The 25,127-nt window shown below is 35.7% G+C and carries 24 protein-coding genes and 1 pseudogene; 4 read left to right on the plus strand and 21 right to left on the minus strand.

Translation table 11 applies throughout. The features are described 5' to 3' along the window. Nucleotides 1–111: 111 nt before the first annotated feature. The 5 genes and pseudogenes from C1724_RS21260 to C1724_RS21280 all read right to left on the minus strand — a co-directional run bounded on the left by C1724_RS21260 (nt 112) and on the right by C1724_RS21280 (nt 3,675). Nucleotides 112–1,590 (minus strand): PAS domain-containing sensor histidine kinase, encoded by a 1,479-nt coding sequence (locus tag C1724_RS21260; RefSeq protein ID WP_258000489.1) that lies wholly within the window; start codon nt 1,588–1,590, stop codon nt 112–114. Between the two features lie 538 nt (nt 1,591–2,128). Continuing rightward, nucleotides 2,129–2,335 (minus strand): annotated as a pseudogene (locus C1724_RS26475) (EAL domain-containing protein); the annotation flags it as partial. Next, the gene (locus C1724_RS26480) at nt 2,331–2,612 is read right to left on the minus strand and encodes an EAL domain-containing protein (protein WP_102348800.1); all 282 of its coding nucleotides are present in this window, start codon (nt 2,610–2,612) and stop codon (nt 2,331–2,333) included. The gene C1724_RS26480 and the pseudogene C1724_RS26475, both read right to left, overlap by 5 nt. Next, nucleotides 2,555–2,869 carry a diguanylate cyclase domain-containing protein gene (locus C1724_RS21275; protein WP_219723287.1) on the minus strand — a complete coding sequence of 105 codons (315 nt, stop codon included), beginning with the start codon at nt 2,867–2,869 and terminating at the stop codon, nt 2,555–2,557. Before C1724_RS21275 ends, C1724_RS26480 begins: the two co-directional genes overlap by 58 nt. 131 nt (nt 2,870–3,000) lie before the next feature. Beyond that, nucleotides 3,001–3,675, minus strand: coding sequence for a metal-dependent hydrolase (locus C1724_RS21280; RefSeq protein ID WP_102348802.1), 675 nt, complete (start codon nt 3,673–3,675; stop codon nt 3,001–3,003). A 267-nt stretch (nt 3,676–3,942) separates the two neighbouring features. On the opposite strand from C1724_RS21280, the gene C1724_RS26220 reads away from it, so the two are divergent. Continuing rightward, nucleotides 3,943–4,089 (plus strand): DUF6518 family protein, encoded by a 147-nt coding sequence (locus tag C1724_RS26220; protein WP_258000490.1) that lies wholly within the window; start codon nt 3,943–3,945, stop codon nt 4,087–4,089. Between the two features lie 350 nt (nt 4,090–4,439). Then, nucleotides 4,440–4,772: an MmcQ/YjbR family DNA-binding protein gene (locus tag C1724_RS21290; RefSeq protein ID WP_102348803.1), complete on the plus strand. Its 333-nt coding sequence runs from the start codon at nt 4,440–4,442 to the stop codon at nt 4,770–4,772. 108 nt (nt 4,773–4,880) lie between these two features. Here the strand turns inward: C1724_RS21290 and C1724_RS21295 are convergent, their stop codons facing one another. The 5 genes from C1724_RS21295 to C1724_RS21310 form a co-directional block, all read right to left on the minus strand. Continuing rightward, nucleotides 4,881–5,327: a CBO0543 family protein gene (locus C1724_RS21295; RefSeq protein ID WP_102348804.1), complete on the minus strand. Its 447-nt coding sequence runs from the start codon at nt 5,325–5,327 to the stop codon at nt 4,881–4,883. A 183-nt stretch (nt 5,328–5,510) separates the two neighbouring features. Continuing rightward, on the minus strand, nt 5,511–6,488 hold the full coding sequence (locus C1724_RS21300; protein WP_180994396.1) for a DUF3231 family protein: 978 nt from the start codon (nt 6,486–6,488) through the stop codon (nt 5,511–5,513). Nucleotides 6,489–6,589: 101 nt separating this feature from the next. Then, complete coding sequence (locus tag C1724_RS25815; RefSeq protein ID WP_180994397.1) at nt 6,590–6,748, minus strand: hypothetical protein; 159 nt, start codon at nt 6,746–6,748, stop codon at nt 6,590–6,592. Nucleotides 6,749–6,990: 242 nt separating this feature from the next. Then, nucleotides 6,991–9,075, minus strand: coding sequence for a HAMP domain-containing sensor histidine kinase (locus C1724_RS21305; RefSeq protein WP_102348806.1), 2,085 nt, complete (start codon nt 9,073–9,075; stop codon nt 6,991–6,993). Next, on the minus strand, nt 9,050–9,736 hold the full coding sequence (locus C1724_RS21310; protein ID WP_102348807.1) for a response regulator transcription factor: 687 nt from the start codon (nt 9,734–9,736) through the stop codon (nt 9,050–9,052). Before C1724_RS21310 ends, C1724_RS21305 begins: the two co-directional genes overlap by 26 nt. 357 nt (nt 9,737–10,093) lie before the next feature. On the opposite strand from C1724_RS21310, the gene C1724_RS21315 reads away from it, so the two are divergent. Further along, complete coding sequence (locus C1724_RS21315) at nt 10,094–10,795, plus strand: sporulation protein (RefSeq protein WP_102348808.1); 702 nt, start codon at nt 10,094–10,096, stop codon at nt 10,793–10,795. 191 nt (nt 10,796–10,986) lie between these two features. Continuing rightward, nucleotides 10,987–12,075: a GerAB/ArcD/ProY family transporter gene (locus C1724_RS21320; RefSeq protein WP_102348809.1), complete on the plus strand. Its 1,089-nt coding sequence runs from the start codon at nt 10,987–10,989 to the stop codon at nt 12,073–12,075. A 78-nt stretch (nt 12,076–12,153) separates the two neighbouring features. Here the strand turns inward: C1724_RS21320 and C1724_RS21325 are convergent, their stop codons facing one another. The 11 genes from C1724_RS21325 to C1724_RS21375 all read right to left on the minus strand — a co-directional run bounded on the left by C1724_RS21325 (nt 12,154) and on the right by C1724_RS21375 (nt 25,099). Beyond that, nucleotides 12,154–12,621, minus strand: coding sequence for a hypothetical protein (locus tag C1724_RS21325; RefSeq protein ID WP_142386581.1), 468 nt, complete (start codon nt 12,619–12,621; stop codon nt 12,154–12,156). A 54-nt stretch (nt 12,622–12,675) separates the two neighbouring features. Next, complete coding sequence (locus C1724_RS21330; protein ID WP_102348811.1) at nt 12,676–12,990, minus strand: DUF962 domain-containing protein; 315 nt, start codon at nt 12,988–12,990, stop codon at nt 12,676–12,678. A 135-nt stretch (nt 12,991–13,125) separates the two neighbouring features. After that, on the minus strand, nt 13,126–13,305 hold the full coding sequence (locus C1724_RS21335; RefSeq protein WP_142386582.1) for a hypothetical protein: 180 nt from the start codon (nt 13,303–13,305) through the stop codon (nt 13,126–13,128). Nucleotides 13,306–13,412: 107 nt separating this feature from the next. Beyond that, nucleotides 13,413–16,574 carry an efflux RND transporter permease subunit gene (locus tag C1724_RS21340; protein WP_102348813.1) on the minus strand — a complete coding sequence of 1,054 codons (3,162 nt, stop codon included), beginning with the start codon at nt 16,572–16,574 and terminating at the stop codon, nt 13,413–13,415. Between the two features lie 63 nt (nt 16,575–16,637). Beyond that, nucleotides 16,638–18,047, minus strand: coding sequence for an MFS transporter (locus C1724_RS21345; protein WP_180994398.1), 1,410 nt, complete (start codon nt 18,045–18,047; stop codon nt 16,638–16,640). 206 nt (nt 18,048–18,253) lie between these two features. Next, a complete protein-coding gene (locus C1724_RS21350) occupies nt 18,254–19,396 on the minus strand; it encodes an aminopeptidase P family N-terminal domain-containing protein (RefSeq protein ID WP_102348815.1) in 1,143 nt (380 codons plus the stop codon). 70 nt (nt 19,397–19,466) lie between these two features. Continuing rightward, nucleotides 19,467–20,582, minus strand: a complete 1,116-nt coding sequence (locus C1724_RS21355) for a M24 family metallopeptidase (RefSeq protein WP_102348816.1) — start codon at nt 20,580–20,582, stop codon at nt 19,467–19,469. 36 nt (nt 20,583–20,618) lie between these two features. Next, complete coding sequence (locus C1724_RS21360; protein ID WP_102348817.1) at nt 20,619–21,893, minus strand: 3-isopropylmalate dehydratase large subunit; 1,275 nt, start codon at nt 21,891–21,893, stop codon at nt 20,619–20,621. Between the two features lie 27 nt (nt 21,894–21,920). After that, the gene (locus C1724_RS21365) at nt 21,921–22,421 is read right to left on the minus strand and encodes a LeuD/DmdB family oxidoreductase small subunit (protein WP_102348818.1); all 501 of its coding nucleotides are present in this window, start codon (nt 22,419–22,421) and stop codon (nt 21,921–21,923) included. 115 nt (nt 22,422–22,536) lie between these two features. Further along, nucleotides 22,537–23,652, minus strand: coding sequence for a tripartite tricarboxylate transporter substrate-binding protein (locus C1724_RS21370; protein WP_102348819.1), 1,116 nt, complete (start codon nt 23,650–23,652; stop codon nt 22,537–22,539). Nucleotides 23,653–23,701: 49 nt separating this feature from the next. Beyond that, nucleotides 23,702–25,099, minus strand: a complete 1,398-nt coding sequence (locus C1724_RS21375; RefSeq protein WP_180994399.1) for an MmgE/PrpD family protein — start codon at nt 25,097–25,099, stop codon at nt 23,702–23,704. Nucleotides 25,100–25,127: the final 28 nt, after the last annotated feature.

Here is a 25,127-nt window from a genome sequence, read left to right on the forward strand (position 1 = left end):
TAAAAAATAGGGGCCCATGAAAGCTTTTTAGCGATTCCTTCAATAAATTTTTCAAGAAAAAAATAAACCCCTTTCGAAGGCTTATCGTTCAACTATCATATGTGTCGGACTTTAGAGAGTAGTCGGTATTGCCACCCTAACCCGCAACCCTTTTCCAGGCTCAGATTCGAATTCAATCTTACCGCCGAGGCTTTTTACCCGTTCTCTCATACCTGTAAGTCCTATACTTTTGAAGGTTGGGGTCAATTTTTCAGTTTCGAAACCTTTGCCATCATCCTTATAATGCAAATGAAACATGTTTCCAAATCTATTTATATGAAAGTGTAGATTGCTAGCTTGTGAGTGTTTCACTGCATTGTTAAGTAGTTCCTGGACAATGCGATAAATCCCGATTGTTTCTTCTTCATTTAAAACAAGACTTTCTGTATGTTCCGTTGCAAATTTTATTGTAAAGGATGACGTTACTTCCGTATATTCAACTAAATCTTTTAACGACTTTAAAAGACCCATTTCCCTTAACATGGGTGGTCGGAGCTCATTGCAAGTCATTCGAATTTGGTGTATGGAATCCAATATCCCTCGTTCAATTCCTTTAAGTTGATGGGTTACTTCTCCCTCAAAATGATGTTCTTGTAAAATAACATCAAGATTTTGATAAAGCTGCAGTTGTTCTTGTAACACGATGTCATGTAAATCACTTGATAATTCCATTCTTTGCTTCTCAGACAAATTAAACAATAATCTTAACATCCATTGTGGTTTCTCATTTTTTTGAAGGACATTTTCCAACTGATCCATTAAATTTTCAATGACATTTAGACTTTCAAACACCATCACCGTATAGAAAATGAACGTCTCAAACCAGATGGAATCCATTGATTCATTAAGTGATGATTTCTTAATGGAGAGAATGTGAGCTCTTTCCTTACGTTCGCCTATTAAAATATGTAACAAATCGTGATCATACTGGGGCTTCCCAACTATTAATGCTGGCATACAAGCAGGTAATCCATTAGGACAATACCCTTCAAACCTTTTCGTATCATGATGATAGATGACGATGGATGGTTCAGCGTCTGGGATGACAGTATTTAATTCTTGGATCAGCCTGTTATTTAAATCAGAAACCTTCAAGACCATGGATAAATCTTGTGAGTAATATTTTAATTGATTTTGTAAGAATTGATATCGATTCTTCCGCTTTTCAAGCTCAGATTCTATCGATTTTCGTAAGGTAATGTCCCTTATGGAGACCACCACAAGTTCGTCCGAATCATTTGGAATAGGCATGACTCTTGATTCAAGGTATTTTAGTTCACCACTCTTATGAAACACTCGATATTCATCTACCCGCGGCTCCTTATAAGCAACAACTTCTCGGTGCGAAGTGATGAGTCTATTGCGGTCTTCAGAAAAAACCGGTGTAAATGCATTTTGTCCTACGAATTCTTCCGGACGATAGCCTAAGATCATTTCTAACGATGGTGTGACAAACTGTACGATTTGGCTTTTGTCGACAATCACAAGGATATCTTGTGTATGTTGCATAATCGTTTCGAACTCCCAGTTCATATGGCTCTTATTTTCCAAGTATTCATCACCCGCTCAATTTTTTTCCTATATGTTCCATCTTACAAGATAAATGGAAAAGTGGATAGATGATTTTTTCAGCCTTTTTCACTTATACTATATCTTATTAATCACTCTTCCACACTAATCCCTCAGGAATCTTTTATGCAATTCCATCTTGATTGGTTAAATTTATAACCTTTATTCTTAATCCCTAGTAGAATATCTATGCTATCATCACCCTAATAGTTTCAGTAATTTAATTTTTCCAAAGTATTATCGACAAGTGCCAGGCACTTGTCAATAAAAAAACACAAATAAATGTATCACCGAACGAACATAAAAGTATGCCACTATTCTTTAACAATAACTCATGATTTTACCAACTTAAATCAGAAGTTTTGGTATTTCTTCAGGTGGAGTTGGAGGGGGAAAATAGTAAACTTGTCCTTTAGAACAATTAAGATCTTTAAGTGAAAGAACCTGTTCCTTGCTTCAATGCCTTCTGCAATAACACTAAAGGACAAATGTTGGGCCATATCAATGATTGTTTTTACAATCACACCTGATCCGACTGCATCTCAGTATTAAAGGAACGGTCAATTTTCAGACAATCAATCGGGAAATGCCTTAAATGGGATAGTGATGAATACCCTGTTCCGAAATTATCAATAGATATTCTTATCTCGAGAGCTTTTAATTTGTTTAAAATTATAATAGCGAATTCAGGGTCATGCATGAAACTTTCAGTTATTTCTAAATCAAGATATTGTGTTTGTAGCTTTGTCTTTTATTCTTGTCACCATTACAATTAATTCTTCACTCAATAAATAAGGAGATATATTCACACCTACTCTAATGGGTGAAATTCCATCTTCCTGCCATTTTTTATTTTGTATACATGCCGTTTCAAGGACCCACTCACTTATTGTTGGATCAATTAACCCTATTTCCTCTGCTAAAGAAATAAATTTGGAAGGTGGAATTACCTCTCTAACGCCATTGTTTTTTTCATTTCTTCGTACGTACCAGAGGAATAATATTGAACATTGTGATTACTGCTATTTTTCGCTACATACATTGCATTATCTGCTTTTTGCACAAGCATTTCTAAATCCTTACCATCATTTGGATACAAGCTGATTCCTATACTTGTACTTAAATAAATAGCTTCATTTCCGTGATGAAATGGATTTTTAAATAATTGACCTATTTTAGTGGTGAGTTTTTCCAATTCTTCAAGTAAATATTGTTTATAAACGATGACAAATTCGTCACCTTCAAATTTACTATCTTTCACTATTTATTTCCTCCAGGTTAATCAAATTCTAACCAAAAAAGACTGTAAAGAAATCCTGTCTGATAGATTAATAACTTAACCATTCAACTATTGTAAAAGTTCATTAGATGTAAATCGTCCTCAGCAACCAATTAAATCAAAAACCGCAACCTAAAGACTCGATCAGATAATGGTTTAAAGAATTTAATCCCCCGCTTGGTTAGCATATCCCCTATAATATGAGAAAGATAGGAAACACATGAGATTAGGGTAATTCCTTGAATTTCTGTATTTACTTCTAATAAATACGACATCCATCCCCAATAGATTACTGCCCACAGCGTATGGGTAGGTCCTCGATGGGCAAACCAGCCCGCCACCCCAATGTACAAAGCGAACAAGACTAACCACCATAGATGATGGGTTGCCCCGTAATAGATAAGCGGCAAACCAAACAAACTCATGAGGATATTCTTGACGGTTTCTTGTGCCCGAAGGGAAATTCCTGCCAAAACCGCTCCAATAACCAATACAAAGATCTTATTCTGCGAAGTAAACCAGCGTTCATTCAATATTGAGAAACTATCCCAAAAGAATGCCAGTAAGGATAAAACCATGAACATTAACCCGACTATCAAACCGAATTTTTTGATTTTCTTTGCTGTTTTTGTGACGCGTTTATTTAATAAATTATTGCCGTCTAAATCTGGAGCCAATGATGCGATACCAGAAATAATCACAATAGCTGGGATCGTTTCCGGTGAACGGCCAATCGCAGCTATGGCCCCTATTCCTAGTCCTACAGCTAGGTGGGTACGTCCTTTCAAGTGAATTCCCCCTTTTTTATCTTCTACTATTCTATTCGAAAGGGGCGTCACTTTTAGGGAACAACTCATGTTAGAAACATACAGCCCTTTAATTTAGTAATAGTAAACTTCGACAAGTGCCAGACACTTGTCAAGATTTTGAAGGTAACCTTTTATGCTAAAATTCAAATAAAAGTTATTTAACTGGAGTTTAATTTTTTAACACAGCGATAACATCAACAAATGAAATTATAAAATAAAAGAAAAACAAACTAACTGGAGGAAAAGATGAATTTTTTGCATCGGCTTTTGTTATCAGTCATAATTGGGATTTTGGTAGGAATACTTACAGTGTTGGGTCAAGGTATTCTTCCTGGTAGTTGGAATTCTCTTGCTAATTCCGGAACTGTTTGGCTTATCCCAGCATTTTTTTAGGGGCTTTAGGTTCAACAAAAATAAAAGCAGTAAGCTATAGCATAATTAGTCTTTTGTGAATGGTTACGGGATACTATGGATATGCATTGCTGATACAGAATAATCCGGGTTCAATATACTTTATAGTACTGTAGACAGGAGCATCATTCATAGATGGTCTTATTTTTGGAATTGCAGGACATCTATGGAAACGTGATCTGTATTTAAACATAAGTTTGGCTGCTTTCAGTTACTTTTCTAAAAAAGCAAAGTAATACTCAAGTGTTTATGGATCAACTAGTTTTCTTAAAATATACTAAGAGGTTACTAAGAGTTAATTTAAAGTCGAAAATATTTAGGGGATATAAACAATGAACAATAGAGAGGAAGTTATCAATTACTGCTTACGATTGGGAAACGCTTATACAGATAAACCATTTCGTGATAAGAATTGGACAGTATTACGACACATAGATAACAAAAAAATTTTTTCATGGATATTTGAAAAGGATGATCGAATTTGGGTCAATGTAAAAGATGAACCTGATTCACTAGACCTAATGCGTCAAATTTATCCTTCAGTGGTTCCAGCATTTCATCTTAATAAAGACCATTGGAATTCTATAATTCTTGACGGTACTATTCCAAAAGAAGAAATACACGATATGATTAGGAAAAGTTATATATTAACAAAAAGAAAGTGAAAGGCGGGTGAATTTTAAGCATGGTTAACCACCATGCGTTTTTGTATGTGATTACTATTCTTATTTAAGGTGATATTTCGCATCTGATTTCCTACTTTATTTATAAAATCAATCCTTTAAGTATCTAAACAAAGACAAGTGTAATAAATGCATCCATAAAAGAACAGGATATACTAGGGCTGAATACAAAAATGTCCACTCATTATGGTAAAAGTATCCACCTTTAATTGCAGTCCATTCATAAAACAAGCTAAACACTACCCAGAACAATATATAGATTATTCTTTTAAATAATGATTTTCCTTCTGGATAAAAGTTAAGAAAAAGTATACCAGATGCCGGAAATAACCCAACAATTGGTAGGAAACCTATTAATTGTAGCCCTTTTTCAAAATATCCATATAAATCATACTTTAAATCAAGAGAAATATCTGAGATTAATCCTAATGTAAATGAAAAGAAAGCAGTGGCATATATTTCTTGCTTCTTTATGTATTTAGGGACCAAAAAAGCTATTACATTAAATGCAACTACTGAGATCAATAAATAAAACATAGACTTCTCCTATTTTTAACATGTGATACTTCATTATTTGTAAATGACGATAATAAATTAAGTGGCTACTCAACTTTCTTACATTGCTGCTTAGTATTAAAAGCGATCATATTCAGCAGCAGTCGGCAAATCCTAACAAAGAGCGTTCTATTGTTTACATTTGTATAGTTATCTAAATGGGATTTAGTTTCTACCTTTCGCCAATGGTAATTGATCTAAAAATTTGTATTTTATCATTAGGTTAGCTGTATCTTCTCCATATTTTATCGTTTGCCACATTAAACGCATAAAGTGACCTCCGATATCTTTTCTTGTCGTACCAGACAAGGATGCCCCGTACCGAGCCGCTGCTTGGGATGTTAATGCTGCATGCTTGTAAAGCATCACTCGTTCTGAAAAAGGTGAGTCAGTGGTATCGAAAACCTCAGTTTCCCATGTAGGTAGCTTTGGTAACCCATTTTTCGACAGAACTTTCTGTAATACTTCAAGCTGTTTATCAAAAATATCAACCCCACGTAAATAATGATCCTTTAATTCCTTAGAATTAGTAACCTGTGCTGACCCTCTGATAAACTCTTTATGAATTTCCGTTGCATTATAGTTATAAACTATTTGGCCTATTTCAAGTGCATTTAAAGGTCTTGTATCAGATAATAAGCCAGACAAAAAGAGTTTTGTATCAACCTTTTCGATCTTGTCTGGAGTGGGAATGTGAATCTCAGGATGATGTAACCCCTTGTTTACCATTAGGTTGACACATTGGTTCAGTAATTCCGCGGAATTTTCAAGGCACATCTTATAGAAAGCACGAATATCCTCATGTGTTGAAGTGTTCAATGATAAAGAATAAACTGTTAGGGCAGCCTGGGCTAACCCATATTTCAGAAGAATAACATAGTTATCACTAAAAAGTGGTTTAGCATTTATATTTACATCATTTACATCAAATGGTTGAGGGAGAGCTTGGGATGCTTCTAGTAGAAACTTTTTTGATTGTTCTGCCTCTTTGAATGCAATTTCTTCCGTATACTTAAGCATACTGTTAACACCTTGATCTTGTGTATTTGCAATAAAATGGCGAGAAACCCACACTCCCATAGTATTGGTGACATATGATTCCCAGAGATTTGATATTTCAGCTGGAGTTAATGTTTTTTTCATAAATGATAAAAATCCTCCCGAAGTTTTATGTATTATTATTATTCCCATTAATTAGTAGAGAATGTAGTGGATAAATATAAAAATACGTGTTCACTAACGAGTTACTTCTTTAATAATTTTCTAATCCATTCATCCCCCAAGATTAATAAAATTGCACAAATTATTAAGAACCACCAACCAAATCCTTTCCAATATGTTGTTGCTAAAAACGTCATAATAAAATACCATCCTAACTTTACAAACCAATATAATAGTCTCAATATGACACCTACCTACTGTCAATTTAATTAAGGATTTTCCCCAACCTTTTTTCAAAATTTACTGAAACATAATATATGTTTTAGTAGTTTTTTAATGTAAAAAGACAAGCTTTGCTAGCTTGTCTTTAATAAATTTTTCATTTACTTTTACCTTTAACACTCATTTTAATTCGTAACCTTCATGAACAGAAAAGAGATAGGTCATCCGTCGCTATCCTACTCCAATCCTTTGCCTACTTCTATCACTCATTACTAGATTTATACTTTGGTAAGTAAATACTAGCCTTAAATAAATCTCCATCAACGTGGATGTTAAATTTTCCCTTTTGGATTTCAATTAAGTTTTTCGCGATGGATAATCCTAACCCACTGCCTTGGCTAGTTCTAGATTCCTCGCCTCTTTTAAAACGCTCCATTAATTCGTCTGCTGAAATATTCAATTCAGTTGCTGACATGTTTTTGAAGGTAAGAAGGATTTCGTTGCCTAAATCCTCGATATCTATATATACCCTGGACCCTTTGAGAGCATATTTAAATATATTTGATAATAAGTTCTCGATCGACCTCCACAATAATTTCCCATCTGCTGTGATATAGACCTTTTCCTTAGGGTGGTTCATCCTAAAATCTAAAGCCATGGCTTCAATTTTGTCATTCACTTCCCCTAATCCTTGGGTAATTAAAGACAGGATATCAATTTTCTCAAATTGAACTGGAATATTTCCACTGGAAGCCTTTGCCGCTTCAAATAAATCATCTGTTAATAGTTTGAGCCTTTTTGATTTTTGATCTAATACTTCAATATATTGTTCTACCTTTGATGAGTCCTTTTCGTTTTTCAACAAATCAACATACGTAATTATAGAAGTTAAAGGCGTTCGTATATCATGTGATACATTGGTAATGAGCTCCGTTTTTAACCGCTCACTTTTAAGTTCACTATCCACTGCTTTTTTCAAACCATCTTTAATGCTGTTAATATTATCTGCAAGTTTTGCAAACTCTCCTTTCCCATTCACTTCGATTCGATGATGAAGATTTCCATCCTTTATGATCTCTACTCCTTCTTGTAGTACTTTAAAGGTCTTAATCTTTTTATAAGCAAACCATGCCGCTATACCAATGGTAATTGGGAACATGAAAAACGTTAATGCAATCAAAATCGGGTAACCAATTACGATTAGCACCGTCTTTACACCGACACTTCCACTTCTATAAACATCTCTTACAAATTTAATCAACTTGTAAATCAGACTAAAAATTAATGTATGTTTGATAAGTGTTTTATTTTTAACATGTCTTACGAGTGACAGCACCAATACCAAACCTACAATAGCAATCGGAACTGTTATTGGTAAGAAGAATATATCAATATTGTCCGATAGCTCATCTACTAAGATGACCCAAATCGAAATAAGAACTATACATAGCACTAATTTTATATCATTGTATAGCTTATCTACTGCTTGTAAGTGCAGCTCTTGATCCTTAAAAAACCTTCTTCCTGTTATAAATACTATATAGAAAAATGAAAGAATAAATCCAGCCAAAAATCCCGCTAATTTATATAAGTTTTTTGTAGCAATAGCTTTGGTTTCTTGCCATTCTTTTATTTTAGAATCCAAGAATTCGTCCGTAAAAGCAATATAAACTATTGTAGTTTCTGGATCTAATCTTTCTAAGTTTTGTTTGATCATATATAAATAGTCATTTTCTTTCATTTCTTTTGGAAAGATCTCTTGCTTATAATTCTCAACAATCATATAGGAAGGGTATGTTTCAAACTGCTTTTTTTCTGTTAAAGTAGTGTTTGCAAACACATTTGTACCATCACTTGCGTAAAATAAAGGTGCTTTATACTCTTCTAGATTTTGTATGAGCGCATGATATTCTTTTAAATCATCCTTAATCATTTCATCCTTTGCCGCAGAGATTTCATCAGCATATTCTTGTCTAAACGTTTCAAAATTCTTCTCCTTACTTAACTCAGGATTATAACTACCAGAACGGTATTGATAATCTGAAAATAAGTTCTCCTCTACTCTTCTCCATTCATCTTCATCAATGGTTCCACCGCTTAATATATGTTCCTCACTCTTATATTCCTCTAAAAGGATTGTGAGGTTACCAATGAGGTTGTCACTTTCATAGACAAATGACCTGCTTTGTAAATAATGATCTTCGACTACGCTATTAAAATCTCCGTCATTTTTAACTACCACTTCTACAAATGCTTTCAGAGCTCCTGTTAAACAAATAATTGCTATAATAAATACGATGATTTTCGTTATAATGAACGGACTATAGTTTTTCAACTTTATATCCAACTCCCCACACCACCTTCAAATATTTTGGTTCTTTCGGATTTATTTCGATTTTCTCTCTAATTTTTCTTATATGAACGGATACCGTATTTTCCGGACTATGGGCCGTTTCATTCCATACCTTTTCATAAATCTCTTCAATCGAAAAGACTTTTCCGGCGTTTGCAGTCAATAGCTTTAATATTTTATATTGTACCGGTGTAAGATGGACTTCTTCCTCATCGACTGTGATCGTTTTACTTTCATCATCAATCATAAGTCCACCTGTACGATATACATCATTCCTAGTTTCAAGACCTCCCAGTGCTGTATATCTTCTCAACTGTGACTTAACTCTTGCTATCAGTTCTAAGGGATTAAATGGCTTGGTAATATAATCATCGGCCCCGAAATTTAAGCCTAATATTTTATCTGAATCCTCTGATTTTGCAGAAAGGAGGATCAAGGGTATATTATTTTCTTCTCTAATCTTCATCGTAGCTCTGATTCCATCCATCTTAGGCATCATGATATCCATGATAATAAGATGGATATCATGACCTCTGATTACATCAATAGCTTCGATTCCATCAAAAGCTTTGAAAATTTCGTAGCCTTCATTTTCTAAATAGATTCCGATAGCGTCAACAATTGCTTTATCATCATCACAAACTAATATGTTCATGAAAGTGCCTCCTAAATTTGTTTTTCAACATCGACAACACCTCTTTATTATTCCTACAAAGAGAATGATATCAACAAAATCTTAATAAATACTTTATGTAATTCTTAAGATTTTCTTAGTGTTTTAAAAGAATTTCTCATATATAGTGACTAATTCTTGTCATTCTTTAACGCTGAAGATTAATCCTACTAGTCCCTTTCTCAAAGAAGTTATCTCTATAATTGGCGCGTTCCCTTCACCCAATTTTGGTTTAGTTTTTGAGAAATCCATTATCTTTTAACAAATATGAGCATAAAATGGTGTGTAGCAAATTATGTCGTTACTTCATAAAAATATTTTTAAAAGGAGCGAGTGTAAATGTTTGAGAAAGTGTTATCAAGTTTTGGAATTGGGTCAGCAAAAGTTAAGACGGTACTTTTAAATACAAATATAGAACGCGGCATGAATGTGGAAGGAGAAGTACACATAACTGGTGGAAAAGCAGAACAAAAAATATCAGAGATATACATCCATATAGATTCAGAGTTTCATAATGGAGATGATGATTATACCGACTTTAAAGATGTGATCGAACCACTATTAGAAATAAAAATTACAAATCCTTTGGTTATAAACCCGCATGATAAGAGAATAATCCCGTTTTCATTTGAAATGCCTTTTTATATGCCAATAACGTTTGGAATTCAAGAAGTAACCATAAAAACAGAGGTAAACATCAATCATTCTCTTCATGATTTAGTTGAGGATCATAGCGTTGTTGTAAAGGATCCGTTGCTTGAAGAAATTTTTAGCATTTTAGAAGAGAAAGGCTATTCACATACTTTTAAAAGTGGTCAATGTAGACATAGAAAGCCAGATCATCATAATCCCACCCACTGTCTACAAACCTTTACATTAACAAATAGTAAGGGTGTTAGTATTCATTTTGTTGGTAATGCAAAAGACATTGATTTATATATAACAGAAGGAAAACAGGTAACGCATTTTCCGATTTTAAGAGAAGTAGATTTACCCCAAATATTGATAGAATTTGGTAAAAGGTTGCCAAGCATACTCTAAAACCCTGACATTCTCCGAAGTGGTAGAAAAAAATAGTTTTTTTCTACCACGATTTTACATTAAAGGTTCTTCCGTAAGTTAGATGATGTAATTATAATATTATTTAAATCAAGAGTATAAGGGTATTTATCAATTGAAATAATAGAATTTATTAGTGTTATATTTTTGGGAGTAAGAAAGATGTTGATACAATGGAGAACTCAAAGATTTCCTCTTTTCAATTAATCACCTTAATTTATATCTTTATTTTAGGTACGACTATCATGTTTCCAGTAGGGGGAGATGCGAAACAAGCAGCTTGGCTTTCAATTCTACTTGGTATGATTAGCGGTATACCTCTACTTTTTATCTATGTATATTTAAACAAACAATACCCTAACTTAGTTCTAACTGAATACTGTAAACAAATCCTTGGAAAATATCTCGGATCATTTATAGGTATTTTTTATATCCTATTTTTTTTGTATGGTGCAGCGCGAGATGTTAGAGACGCAATGGAACTTATTCCTTTGTTTTTAGATGGGACTCCAATCTGGGCTATTGGAATCATGCTCCTGCTACCCATCCTTTATGCATTATTTTTAGGTATAGAAGTTATTGGAAGAACGAGCGAAATTTTCTTTCCTTATGTCGTATTAACTGGTTTACTAATCATTATTTTTATATTTTTTTCTGACATTGCAAAGTTTGAGAATTTGCAGCCAGTTTTAGAACCAGGTTGGGAAACAATTATTATAACGACTCGAAATGAAACGTGGATGGCTCCTTTTGGTGAAATGATTTGTTTTACAATGATTTTTGCTTATCTATATAAACCAAAATCAGTATTAAAAGTTGGCGTGGTTGGGGTTGTTTCAGGTGGATTATTTCTGGTATTTATACATATGCTGATCATCTCTGTTATAGGGGCAGAAGCACGAAATACATCAATAGCGCCTTTATTAGATATGGTCCAAAAAATCAATATCGGTAACTTTATTCAAAGGCTGGACGCTCTTTTTATGATTTGGTTAATTGTTAACGATTTTTTCAAGATTTTAGTTTTTATGTATGCTGCTGTAATTGGCGGCGCAACTATATTTAAAGTGTCGAAATCTCTACTAATTATCCCATTTGGTCTAATCGTTTTACTTACTTCAATCTTCTTTGCCGGAAGCTATACAGCACATATGGCTCAAAGTGATTTCGTACTAAAAAATATTTATCCGATCTTTTCAGTTTATATACCATTATTATTATGTATTGTCTATTTCGTCCGTCAAAAATTAAATAGAAGGTAATAAAAAAATGTTTGTTCTACCTCCGCCTGGTCAATCCTAGAACAAGGGCGGAGGATGCCTGAATTAAACACTGATTCATTATCTTAGATTAATTTCTTCCCATATATTACCATGCTCAATAACCAAGTTTACATCTTCATCCCAAAATGTTTCATTATCATCAAAATGAGAAAACTCCTTTATTATTTTGTAGTCACCATTACTATCCTTTTGTACTTTAAATCTAGAATGTAGTTCTCCTTCAGGACGCTTCTCCAAATATTTTAGTGTCTCACCATTCACTTTAATTGAAACAGTTATTTCTTCGTCCAAAATTTTATTTTTCGGTTTGATTTCCAATGTATGAGTTGATTGATATATTTTTTCTAAATTGTAATAGTCACCTGATATAGTATCAATAACTTCCCAATTTTCACTTGAACCTTTTTGAATTAAGGAGAATTGAATTTGTTTTTGTTCATTTAGATTTATACCCTCCCCTGAACAGCCTGCTGTTATTGTGAACAACAACGATAATGAAATGATAAATACTAAAATTCTATTCAAATCATTTTCACTCTCACTCTCTTTAACCTCATAGTAGTCTATCATATTCCTAATTTAACTTATTTTAGGTAATATCTTTTTTCTAGTAATTAGTTCAAAGTTTCTCAAGAAAAACCATAAAAACCCCGCATAAAAGCCAAGCACAGGCTGTTTAAACGATGCAGGCTTATTCTTTTCAAAGTAAAAGTGACCAAACCACGAAAAAGCATAATGTAACAAAGCAAGATAAATAGTTACATAAATATTAATAATCAAGAAAATCCATGCTATAAAAGCAAACATAAAAGCAAAATAATGAAGTACTTGATTCCATTTATTTTGGTGTGCTTTTTGATATCGAATTAAATCATTTCTTAATCTTTCATTCATTGTTTCACCTCAATTTCTCTTTTCCTAACACCTATCAAAGGGTATTTGACTATCACAATAACATCATCATATAAATAATTTTAACATGAAATTCCAATAAACCAGGGAATACAAAAATAAAGATCGTAACAAATTCTATTTACTCAACTTAAACAAATTTCCTAAAAACCCTATTAAACCAGTAACTGAAAATGCTATGGGAATGATTAAGGAATTAACAGGAGCTGGAACTTCAACCACTAAACGATAAATCCCCAAAAAACAAACCATGAGACTACCTATAAGTCCAATAATCGATTTTGTTTTTTTGTCCATACAACACACCTCCGAATCAAGTTTCCATAAAAATAACATTAAATACAAGGATGACCCCCTTGCATTTAATGTTACCTTTAATGCATATCCATTTGAAACACTTGCTATTACTTCTTCTCTTTTTCAATTTCGTGGATCAGCTCTAGCAATTCTTCTTTTGTTAAATCCTTAAGCTGCTCTGTTTTATCCACGTTATTCGTTACCGTTTGTTTTTTTACCTTATTTAATTTTCTTGTTTCCTTATCAAAAAAGCTATATACAACCGGAATCACAAGTAAGGTTAAGAAGGTACTGCTGAATAATCCCCCGATAACTGTAATACCCATTGGTTGCTGCATCTCTGTTCCTTCGCCAATCCCAAGTGCGATCGGAACCAAACCAAGCATAGTCGTTAAAGATGTCATTAAGATGGGGCGAGTACGGACTTTAACAGATTCAACAATTGCATCATGTGCTGAGCTCCCACTTTGTTTTCTTTGTAAAATATACTCAACAAGCACAATCGCATTATTGACAACAATCCCCGCAAGCACAAGCAATCCGATAATGGCAGTTACTCCCAAAGGCGTGTTGGTAACAAATAATGCTATTGATACACCGATAACAATTAGTGGCACAGATACCATAATAACGATTGGGTATTTTAGAGATTCAAATTGACCTGCCATCACAAGATAAACGAAGATCACAGCTAGCAAAATAGCCATTGACAAATCATCAATTGCGGATTCCATTAATTCTGTATCGCCTGTGAAGGATAACTGGGTTTCTGCAGGTAAATTTAAATCATCAATTTCTTCTCTAATTTTTGCAGTAACATCGCCTAAGTTTTCATCCGGTCTATATTTTAACGTAAATTCAACTGCATCCTCTTGATCAATTCGATTAATGGTGGATGGTCCTTCACCACGGCTGAAACTTACAACGGTTTCAAGTGGGATAAAGGTTCCATCTCCTTTTCGTATAAGAAGTTTGCGTAATTGCTCTGTATTTTTTATAAACTCCTGATCATACTCTACATTAACCGTATATACTTGATTGTTTTCTGTTGTGATGACGGCTGCGTCCATTCCACGCGTTACTTGATTGACAAGGGTAGCAACTTGGGCCGGCATCAAGCCATGTTCAAATGCTTTTTCGGAATTAACATTAATTTGGACTTCTTCATCTGTTTCTGTTAAACTGCTTTTCACTTCAGATAGCGCCTCTAAATTTCCAATGGCTTTACTAATGTCTGTAACCGATTGTTCAAGTCGTTCTTTATTCGAATCGCGGACGGTAAACGTGAGTGTGTTTGGTTGGGAACCTGTCGATGACTGTTGATTAAATGTTATCTCTTCGGCATCAGCTAAAAGCTGCCGTACATCTCGTTCGATTTCATCAACAAATTCAGCTGTTGTTAGATCACGTTGACTTTCCTCGACCATTTTAACCAATACTTGAGCCTGATTGGCTTTGCTGCTCCCTCCAAAGGAAACACTTTGCTGTGTACCTACAAAAGCGAGATAGTTAGCCACTTCGTTTTTTCCGTCAAAATATGTTTCAACCTCTTGAATCAGTTTATCCGTGTCTTCGAGTGTAACCCCTTCAGGTAAAGTTATGTCAATTGTAAAATAACCTTCATCTGTAACGGGTAAAAATTGCGTACCAACTGTCGCGACACCAAATAGACCGATTCCGAGTAATAATACTGTAATGATAATGACCATTGCACGGTGATGCAACGCCCAGCGAACACCACGTTCTAATCCACTGTTCTTCTTTACATGACTTCTCTCTCTACCTTTTTGCAGCTTCGGTGAGGTTATAAAAATACTAGCAAACATCGGAACTACAGTCAGTGCAACTAATAAGGATGCAAATAAGCTAAAGGCGATCGTTAATGAAAACTCCTTAAACAAGTTCCCGATAATCCCACTTGTAAAAACAATCGGAACGAAAACAGCTACAGTTGTTAAGGTTGAAGCGGTAATCGCCCCTCCTACCTCTACTGCTCCATCAAATGCAGCTTGTTTCTTGTCTTTCCCCATCTCGAGATGACGGCTAATATTTTCAATCACAACAATTGAATTATCTACAAGCATACCGATTCCTAGGGCTAAGCCACCTAACGTCATAATATTAAGACTAAAATCCGCAAAGTACATAAGCACAAACGTGAAAATAACGGAAAACGGTATCGAGATCCCCACAATAAGCGGACTTCTTACATTTCTTAAAAAAATGAACAAGATAAGCATAGCTAGAAAGCCGCCAAGCACTAAAGCATCTCGCATCGAATTAATCGCCAATTTTACATAATCGCCTTGGTCATTAATAATGGTTGCCTCGATCATTTCGTATTCAGCATCATCTAGCAGCTCATTCAGTCGTTCTTGAAATCCATTTGAAACGGACACTGTATTTGCATCAGATTGCTGTAATATACTAAGCATGACAGCAGGCTCTTGATTGACCCTTGTATAAGCTTTATTTTCTTCTTCTATTAATTCAACAACCCCAACATCCGCTAACGTTACTTTTTCACCAGTAGCATGGTCTACGGTTACGAAAATGTTTTTTAATTCATCAATCGAGGTCAGGATACTAAGAACTCTTGTTGTTAACTGCTTATCTGCCGATTTAATCGGTTCGCCTGGCAGTGAAATATGGTTAGCCCGAATGATGTCTACAATATCACTTTGTGTTAAACCATATTTATGTAACGCTGCTTGGTCTAGCTCTATATTAATTTCTTCAAGCACAAGACCAGTTGTGTCAATATTTGCCACACCATCGACTTGACCTAGCTTTTGTTCAAGGCTTTTTACTTTTTCTTGAAAATCTTGATGGTCTTTTCCACCAGCAAGCGATAATTGAATGATCGGCATTTGAGCTGGATCAAATTTTAATAAACTAGGATTAGAGGCGTCATCTGGAAGGTCCACTTGATTGATGCGACTTAGGATATCACTTTCGACATCATCAAGGGTTACACTCCAACTAAATTCTAAAAGAGTTAAACTTGAGCCTTCTTGTGATGTAGACGACATCGCCTTTAAACCTGGCAGTGTGGCTAATTGATTTTCAATTGGCTTTGTGACTTTTTCCAGTACTTCCTGCGGGTTAGCACCTGGATACGAAGATACAACCGCACCAATTGGCGGATTAATATCAGGCATTAATTTTAAAGGGATATTTATAACCGAAACAATACCTAAAATAATGATTAAAATCATTGAAACTAAAGTTAATATAGGTCTCTTAATTGAAACACCGCTAAGTTTCATCCTAAGGGCTAGCGCTCCTTTTCCATCATTATGTACCTTTAGTATGTGGAAGGAGCAATACCCTTATGCTGTCATGTTAATTTTCTTCTTTTTAGGACGCCAATATAATGCAGATGTTAATAACGAAACGAAAGCAGTTCCCCAAAAGATACTTTGAATTAAAAATAAAAGCGCACTATAAGATTCCTCAGCTAAGGCCATTCCCTCAACTGGCAGAACGGTTCCTAAGACCCCAACAGAAATCGAAACAGCAATTAATCTGCCAAACGTATTAAGAATTGAACGTGTTGCCGCCACTACACCGCGGTGTTCAGGTGTCGCAATATTCATAATAGCCTTTGTATTTGGTGCTTGGAATACCCCTGAACCTAGACCAATCACCGCTAATGCAAATAAAATATAAAAAATACTGCTCTCTATTTGTACAAGTCCTAATAAGAAGGAGCCAATCGTTACTAAAAATATGCCGATAATCGATAACAGTTTAGAGCCGAAACGGTCAGCCAGTTTACCGCTAATGGGTCCAGAGATAGCTAGTAATAGCGGCATTGGAATCAGTAGTAAGGATGCCGTAAACGGATGCATTCCTTTTAAACTTTGAAGAAAAATGACCATAACAAACATAATTGCCGATTGCGCAAAGCTATTCGTAAACGTTGCGATGTTTGCGATCGAATAAATTCTATTTTTAAATAAATCTGTTTGGATGATTGGGTCTTCCGCTTTATTTTCTACCAAAATAAAGACTATCAAGCAAACGAAAGATAATAGCAGTAAAGACATAATCGAAAGAGCACCCCAGTTACTCGGCAGTGCATATGTTAGTGTAAACAAAATTGAAATAAGGAAAAGCAGTAGCACAAATGTGCCACGGAAATCAATTTTTTTATAATTAAAGGATGATGGCTGCTGTGGAAAGTTAAAGAATACAGACACTAAAATAAACAAGAATATCGGAACATTAAACCAAAAAATGAAATGCCAACTAAATAGCAATAAAAATCCACCAATAATCGGCCCGCATACAGCTCCTATAGCTAAGGACATTGCCACTATCCCTAGGTTTTTGCCAAGATTATTATCATCAGCAAAAATATCCGTTACGATAGGTATCGTATTCGAGAGAATAATCGCTCCTCCTATACCTTGAATGATCCGTGCAACAATTAACCACTCCACACTATTCATAAAGCCTGCAAACAAAGCTGAAGCCATAAAAAATGTAAGCCCGGTCATATACGTTTTTTTTCTTCCTAGCTGATCCGAAAGTTTTCCGGCAAATAGCAGAAACAATGTCGTGGAAATCATAAAACTCGTAATAATCCAACTTGCCGTCTCTAATGATGTGTGAAGTTCATTTACCATGGTCGGAATCGCAATATTTAGCGAACCATTATTTAATGTGACAACTCCCGCACCTAAGCACGTTGTAAATAAAACAAATTTCTTGTTTTTATAACTATCGTTAGCCAATTTTATTCACCACTTTTTTCATACTGATATAATTTATGCTGTAATTCCTAGCTTTAGAGTATCAAGGTAAATATAAGTAAGAACTTGAACCTTGAAGACCACTAGCTTGTGATGGCATGTTTATTTGAGGTATTTTGAGGAATGAAACCGTCTATAAAGGAGAGAGGGTGTCAGAAATTAAGGACACCCATTTGGAAGTTGCTTAACTAAATCGAGGACCATAGTATCACGCTACCATCCTCTTCCACAAGTACAAGTGCTGATAAGATCACATTTTCATCATTTTGATTCGTAAGACCAGCATGTATAGAATAAATAGACCCTGTTTTTACTTTCTCCACAGCAGAGGAAGTTTGAATGACAGGTGTTTCACTAATTGACAGCCCGATTGCATGACCATAACCTCCTTGCACAAGCGGATGCAAGGAATAAGGAGCGATCTTCTGATCTGCACCACGCACTATATCTGCAATTGGAACATCTTTTTGTAGCGACGTTTTAAGGTAAAATAATAATTCGGTCGCTTTTTGATAGATGTATGGATTTTCATTTGCGATTGTTACAAATCCTTCCGCCCAGTATCCAAGAAATTCAACCGCCATATAAGCAATCGCTGTATGTGTATGCACCTTCCCAACTAATTCCTCAAAAGGTCGTAATGTTTTCCCTTCATCCAAGCTAAATAATAATCTTACATCTTGTGCACCTTTTAAGCGAGCGACTCTTTCCGCTTCGGTAACGGCTGCTATAATATCACCGCTGTTTCGATAAACGATTTTAAGCTCTTCAACTGCTAAACGGAGAATTTCACTCGCGGCCTCCATCGTACTTACTTCACGCGGCCGTTTCTGTTCAAGAATTTGTCTAAAAAATTCGTCCATATCTTTGAATTCATTCGTTTGGCAGGCATCCACTATATCTTGGTATAAAGATGCTCGCATTATATCTTTATTACATATACCGATTGCAGCATTAGCCTTACCTACTGTTATATTTTCTAAAAATGATGAGATTTCAGCTTTTAATTTTTTAGTTGAGCGAATATCCTCAAGCCATGTGAGTGCTTGGACAGCTGGAATATCACGTGTTCCCGCTACTCCAGCTAATAAGCAAGGCTGCCCTTTAGCTGGAATCAAAATTAACGCATGACTATGTTTAGGAATATAATTTGTTAGATAACATAATTCAGAATAATCTCGTACGCTGCCATAGACAATTAATACATCTAACTCGTGACGTACCATCATTTTTTGAACATTTTCAAGTCTTTCTGCAAACTCTTCAACTGGTAGGTAAGTAGAGTCTAATTGTGTATACCCATGTAAAACGACTGGATGCATGGTTCTCATTCTTTAGGCCTCCTTTAATAGATTGTGATCTATTGAACGTAATCTCTCAATTTTTTACTAATCTAGTATCTTATATTTCTAAAATTTCTAGTGAAGGCACCCAGTTACTATATGATTTTGCTCCATCTGGGGTAATAACAACCGATTCACCACATAGGAGATATCCCGTCTCAGGGATGTATTGATTAGGATGGATAACAAAAAACATCCCTTCTTCTAAGACAGTATGATTATCAAGAGAAACATCACCTGGTAAGATTGAACTTAAACCTAAGCCATGCCCCCGAACTCTCATATATGGAGGGTGGCAATACTTGCCATACCCAGCCTTTTCAATGGGTTCATTCATTACCTGAACTAAAGTCGACATCTTTTCACCAGGAACCGCTGCTTTAATACCACGGTCTAAGGCTTCAGTTAATAAACTATACTTTTCCTTTAATAGATTAATTTGTTCCTTGTTCGAACTGCCTAAAACAACAGAACGGCATACTTGAGAAAATTGTCCTTTTACACTCGGTGAAATTTCCGCTAGAATAATATCTCCTGGTTCTAGTGCATGATTACTAGGTGTCCGCACTGAACGATTATGATTAGAAGCGCTCATTAGCAGGAAGTTATCATCAGCACCTAGTGATCTCATATAATAATCAATTTCACCTGCTAGCTCATATTCCGTAACACCAGGTCTAGCTACTTCTAATAATCGTTCATAACCACGTTCAGCGATCCATGTAGCTTTTTCTGCAAGCTGAAGCTCTGTTGTCGTTTTTGTTGCACATATATTTATAATAGTTTGATCAACTTGCTTGATATCATTACCAATGACCTCATGAAATCTTCGGTAAGATTTTAAGCTTAAGCTGTGTAAGCCAACAAAGCCTGTTTTCTCAAGTGAAATTTCTTTATTCTTAACGCCCTCAAGAAACGTACCCATTAAATCATTGGTACCAATGACTTCTCTCTCTCCGGCTCTATTTGCATCCCATTCCGGTGTTATGATAAGTTTTGATGTCCCGTCAGAGTACAACAAGTACATACACTCGCTTAGGGGCTTAAAGCCGCTTAGCATGAAAACAAAATTAGGTTCTAAAAATGTATGAATTCCATCAAAATAAGCAACTAAACAATCAATCTGTAAATCATCCATCTTGGCTAACACATGTTTCAAACGTTGAGATTCCAAAGACTCCACTCCTTGTTAACACAAATAATAAACTTCTTAGATTTTTACTTCATTTAATATATCCTGTGGATTCGTAATAACACCAGTTACTGCAGTAGCAGCGGCAACAGCAGGACTTGCTAGATAGATTTCAGAGTCATAGCTCCCCATACGGCCACGGAAATTACGGTTCGCAGTCGACAGTGTTACCTCTCCTGGTGCCATTGCACCGCCATCACCCGCACATGATCCGCAGCCTGGATTTGTAAACAATGCCCCAGCCTCTAGAAATGTAGTATAAATACCTTCCTTTATTATTCGGTCTAATGTTTTTTTAGAAGCTGGAGTCACGATTAATCTAACACCCTTTTTTACTTTACGCCCTTTTAGATAACGGGCTGCCACTACAAAATCATCAAATTTAGCATTGGCACATGATCCAATAAACACTTGATTAACCGGTGTTCCAGCAATTTCGTCAATTGTTTTAACATTATCAACTGTATGTGGACAAGAAACATATGGTACTAGCGTCGGACCATCAATCTCAATTACTCGTATATAATTAGCATCTGGGTCAGGATGTATTTCATCATAATCAGCAGGTGTTAAACCGCTTTGAGCGAGAAAGCTGCGAACCACATCGTCTGGTGGAACATAGCTGCATTTCGCCCCTAGTTCCATCGCAAGATTACAAAGTGTCATTCTCTCTGAAACAGAAAGACTTTCAACATATGAACCATGAAATTCAATCGAACAATAAGTCGCTCCATCTGCAGTTAAATCACCAATTAATTTCAACATAATATCTTTGGCACTAACTCCCTCTGCAAGAGGACCATTGATGACAACTTTTATCGTTTCAGGAACCTTCATCCATAACTCACCAGTTACCCATGTAGCTGTAATCTCACTAAACCCTACTCCCGTACCAAAAGCACCAAGTGCACCGTAAATCGTAGAATGTGAATCTGTTCCAATTATCACATCGCCTGGACGAATATTGCCTTCTTCCATTAACACAATATGTGCAATACCAGCATCCACATCATAGAACTTTTTAATGCCTTCTCTTTCAGCAAATTCTCTACAAAGCTGCTGATGCTTTGCTTGTTTCTCCGTTTTAGCAGGCGATATATGATCCAACACGATTGCAATCCGATCTCGATCATAAATTCGTTTATGTTGGAGTTTTTCGTATGTTTCTATACAGCGCCAGCTTGCAATATGGCTCATATATAAATTTGGAAATACGTTTAAAATTTGGCCTGCCCTCGCTTCTTCAACACCACTTGCACGCGCTAATGCTTTCTCAGCAAATGTTTTTCCCACGTAAATGCCTCCTTAAATACTTGAAATCTATGAGTTGCTAATAGCGTTTTTTTCTAAACTTTTAATAAGACCACCATCATCAATTATTTTTTGCAAACTAGCAGGATAAGGTTCAAATTTATATACTTGATCATTGACCTTTATTTCTCCTAAGCTAAAATTAATACTAATTTCATCACCATCTTTAATAATTGCCGCTGCCTCAGGACATTCGACTGCTCGAAGACCGGTGTTAATTGAGTTACGGAAAAATACTCGAGAAAAGGATTTTGCGACAACTGCCTTTATACCAGCACCTATTAAACAAGTTGCAGCTTGTTCTCTTGCGCTGCCACAACCAAAATTTTTTCCAGCTACGACTACTTCAGATGCTTTTAATTGAGTTTGCACCTCTTTGCCTAATGGCTCAAAGGCATGCTGTGCAAGTTCTACAGGATCTATACTAACTAGATAACGCCCAGGTATGATTACATCAGTATCCACACTATCTCCGAAACAAATGCAGCGACCATTCACTACTTCATTCATAAACATTTCACTCCCATGTTCATAGCATTGTTTATTTTTAAAGAAAAGGGCAGATAGCGGATTCTTTCTGAAACCTATATTTCTACTCTAACTACCTGCCTTATTTAATAAAGTCTTACCCAGTAATTATTTTTTGTACTTCTGCGATTACATTTTCAGGTGTTTCTGTGTAGCCTTTAATCATTTCAGCTAATTCTTCACCGTTTTTAGGATATAAAAGGATAGATTGTGCTTTATTTTCTTCTAAGAATTCAGGATCTTTCATCATTTCCATGTATGCAGTTCTTAAGATATTAACAATTTCAGGATCTGTATTTGGCGGTGCTACCATTGGTACACCTAATCCTGGTGCTGCCGTTAAGTTTAAAATTTGCACTTGTTCTTCAGACAGGAAATCTTCTATTTTAGGTACATTCGGACCAACATCAACGGAACCAGAAGTTGCTAAAATTTTCAATTTACCAGATTCTAAATCAGCTTCAGTTATTGCAGCATGCGCGATTACTGCTCCTTGTACTTCTCCTCGTTCCATCGCTAGTAAAACTCCGCCTGCACCATCATAACCCGTAACAGGCTTTACAGCTGGAGCAAGTTCTTTATTTAATAAATACGGGATTACATAAGGTGCACCTGTTTTTGTCCATGAACCGAATAAAACCGAATCTTTAGGTGCCGCTTTTAAATCATCAATAGATTCAAGACCAGATTTTCCTGATACAACTAGAACCATATCACCTGAACCAGAATTTCCAATCCATTCAAATTCATTTAAATCATAATTTACAGATTCCTGATTTAATACATCAGAGCTCACCCAGTTTGCACGTCCAGGCAATGCAATCGTTAGACCATCTGGTTTTGTATCATTGAACATGACATTTGCTGCTGAAATACCGCCGCCGCCCGGTAAATTTTTAACGATAATTTTAGGATTTCCCGGTAAATATTTCGGTAGATGTTTAGCAACGATTCGACCTTCCGTATCTGTACCACCACCAGGAGCATAACCGATGATCATTGTAATCGTTTCACCCTCATAAGTGAATCCAGCCGTTTCTTTACTACCTTCCTCATTGCTAGTACCACTTTCACTTTCTGTATTAGCTGATTCTTGATTAGAAGAATTTTCTGAAGAAGTGGCGTTTTCAGTTCCCCCACATGCGGCCATCATAACTAGAAAAGTTAACGCTAGTAAAAAAAACATACCCCTTTTTACTAAATTTGCTGACATTATACATACCTCCTATTGTTTTGTATTCGTCTACCAGTGTTTCTTAACATCATTCAACTTCTTGTTCCTCTGCTCTTAACAAATTCGTTAACTGCAGAAGTGATTCTAATTTATCAACACTTAATAAAGTGGATAACAGGGTTTCAACTTGCTGAACTGGTAAAGCTGTTGAAGAAAGCTCACGAAACTTTTTTTGTAATTCAAACGACGTCATCGGATTTTCCGGACAACCTTTTGGGAATAATTCTTTTCCCTCGAAAACAGTGCCATCTTTTAATACAAGTCGGACAGTTGCGGAGGAACCAAAAGGAATATCTTCTTTACCATAGACATGTACACGATTGCACCAATTTAAAACCTCTTGATCTTTTCTTCGCTTTTCCGTATATTGGTACACATTCGTTTCTCTAGATAACAAAGCAATCGCTATGCTATAAGGCAAACTCATTTGTGCATCTAGAAAACTATCAACCTCTTTTTTTCCAAGCTGCATCGCAGCATGTGTGCTCGTGATGATTTCGATATGCTGTAAGTCTTCCTTTGAAAGATTATTAGTTTCTAGCAGCTGTAAAAATGCATCTAAAGAGGCATGGATACCACGACAGCAAGCATGTGGTTTAAAACCGGTTGTCATAATTCTGAAGTCTTCACCTAACCCTTTAGTCAAAACACTCAAATCAATCTTTTCGTCTGCTCCGCCAGTATATGTGCTACAAAACCCACCCCATTCGGCTTCAAAAATATATTTCGGACCTTTAAAGCCTTTACGTGCAAGGTAAGCCGCTATAATAGCATTTTCAGCCGCTTTTCCAGGATGAAATCTTTTCGTCATGGCACCATCTTCAATAAATGCCCATAACCCGCCTGTGTATGAACCTGCAATTCCAATAGCTGAGGCAATTTCTTCTTCATTTAATCCTAAAAGATAAGCAACAGCTCCAGCAGCACCTAATGTGCAGCACGTCCCCGTTGAGTGCCAGCCTTGTTTCGTATGAAATCTATAGCCACCGACACTTTCAGTTGCTCGTTCTGCGATTTCATAGCCAATTACGATTGCAGTTAATAAATCTTTTCCATTCGCTCCATGTTCAAGTGCTGCACTTAAGGCTGCAGGAACGATCACAGCCCCTGGATGACCACTGTTTTTACCAAAGTCATCCAGCTCTCGTGCATGAGCAGCTGTCCCATTTGCCAATGCACTTAATGGAACAGTCGTTTTCTCCTTTGTTCCCCAAACAATCGCATTTCCATTTCCTGAGAAGTCTTTTAAAGACTCTCGGACGATACTTGCTTCGATAGTGGTTGATCCAAAAATAATCGCACCCATCGTATCAATTAGGGCATAACGTGCCTTCTCAATTACATCTGATGGTAGGTCCTCGTAATTAAGATTTCTAATGAATGATGCTAGAGTTTCTGAACAGGTTTGTTTTAAAGCTTTCTCCAATAGTACGTCCTCCAATCCCCATTTTATT

Source organism: Bacillus sp. Marseille-P3661 (genome assembly GCF_900240995.1).
GTDB lineage: Bacteria > Bacillota > Bacilli > Bacillales > Bacillaceae_J > OESV01.

What these genes read in the sequence shown, in the direction of transcription:
- C1724_RS21370 (WP_102348819.1), bottom strand. Translation starts at nt 23,652, where the DNA reads ATGTCAGCAAATTTAGTAAAAAGGGGTATGTTTTTTTTACTAGCGTTA.
- C1724_RS21340 (WP_102348813.1), bottom strand. Translation starts at nt 16,574, where the DNA reads ATGAAACTTAGCGGTGTTTCAATTAAGAGACCTATATTAACTTTAGTT.
- C1724_RS21300 (WP_180994396.1), bottom strand. Translation starts at nt 6,488, where the DNA reads ATGAAAAAAACATTAACTCCAGCTGAAATATCAAATCTCTGGGAATCA.
- C1724_RS21320 (WP_102348809.1), top strand. Translation starts at nt 10,987, where the DNA reads ATGGAGAACTCAAAGATTTCCTCTTTTCAATTAATCACCTTAATTTAT.
- C1724_RS26220 (WP_258000490.1), top strand. Translation starts at nt 3,943, where the DNA reads ATGAATTTTTTGCATCGGCTTTTGTTATCAGTCATAATTGGGATTTTG.
- C1724_RS21315 (WP_102348808.1), top strand. Translation starts at nt 10,094, where the DNA reads ATGTTTGAGAAAGTGTTATCAAGTTTTGGAATTGGGTCAGCAAAAGTT.
- C1724_RS21295 (WP_102348804.1), bottom strand. Translation starts at nt 5,327, where the DNA reads ATGTTTTATTTATTGATCTCAGTAGTTGCATTTAATGTAATAGCTTTT.
- C1724_RS21310 (WP_102348807.1), bottom strand. Translation starts at nt 9,736, where the DNA reads ATGAACATATTAGTTTGTGATGATGATAAAGCAATTGTTGACGCTATC.
- C1724_RS21290 (WP_102348803.1), top strand. Translation starts at nt 4,440, where the DNA reads ATGAACAATAGAGAGGAAGTTATCAATTACTGCTTACGATTGGGAAAC.
- C1724_RS21350 (WP_102348815.1), bottom strand. Translation starts at nt 19,396, where the DNA reads ATGAGAACCATGCATCCAGTCGTTTTACATGGGTATACACAATTAGAC.
- C1724_RS21365 (WP_102348818.1), bottom strand. Translation starts at nt 22,421, where the DNA reads ATGAATGAAGTAGTGAATGGTCGCTGCATTTGTTTCGGAGATAGTGTG.
- C1724_RS21335 (WP_142386582.1), bottom strand. Translation starts at nt 13,305, where the DNA reads ATGGACAAAAAAACAAAATCGATTATTGGACTTATAGGTAGTCTCATG.
- C1724_RS21330 (WP_102348811.1), bottom strand. Translation starts at nt 12,990, where the DNA reads ATGAATGAAAGATTAAGAAATGATTTAATTCGATATCAAAAAGCACAC.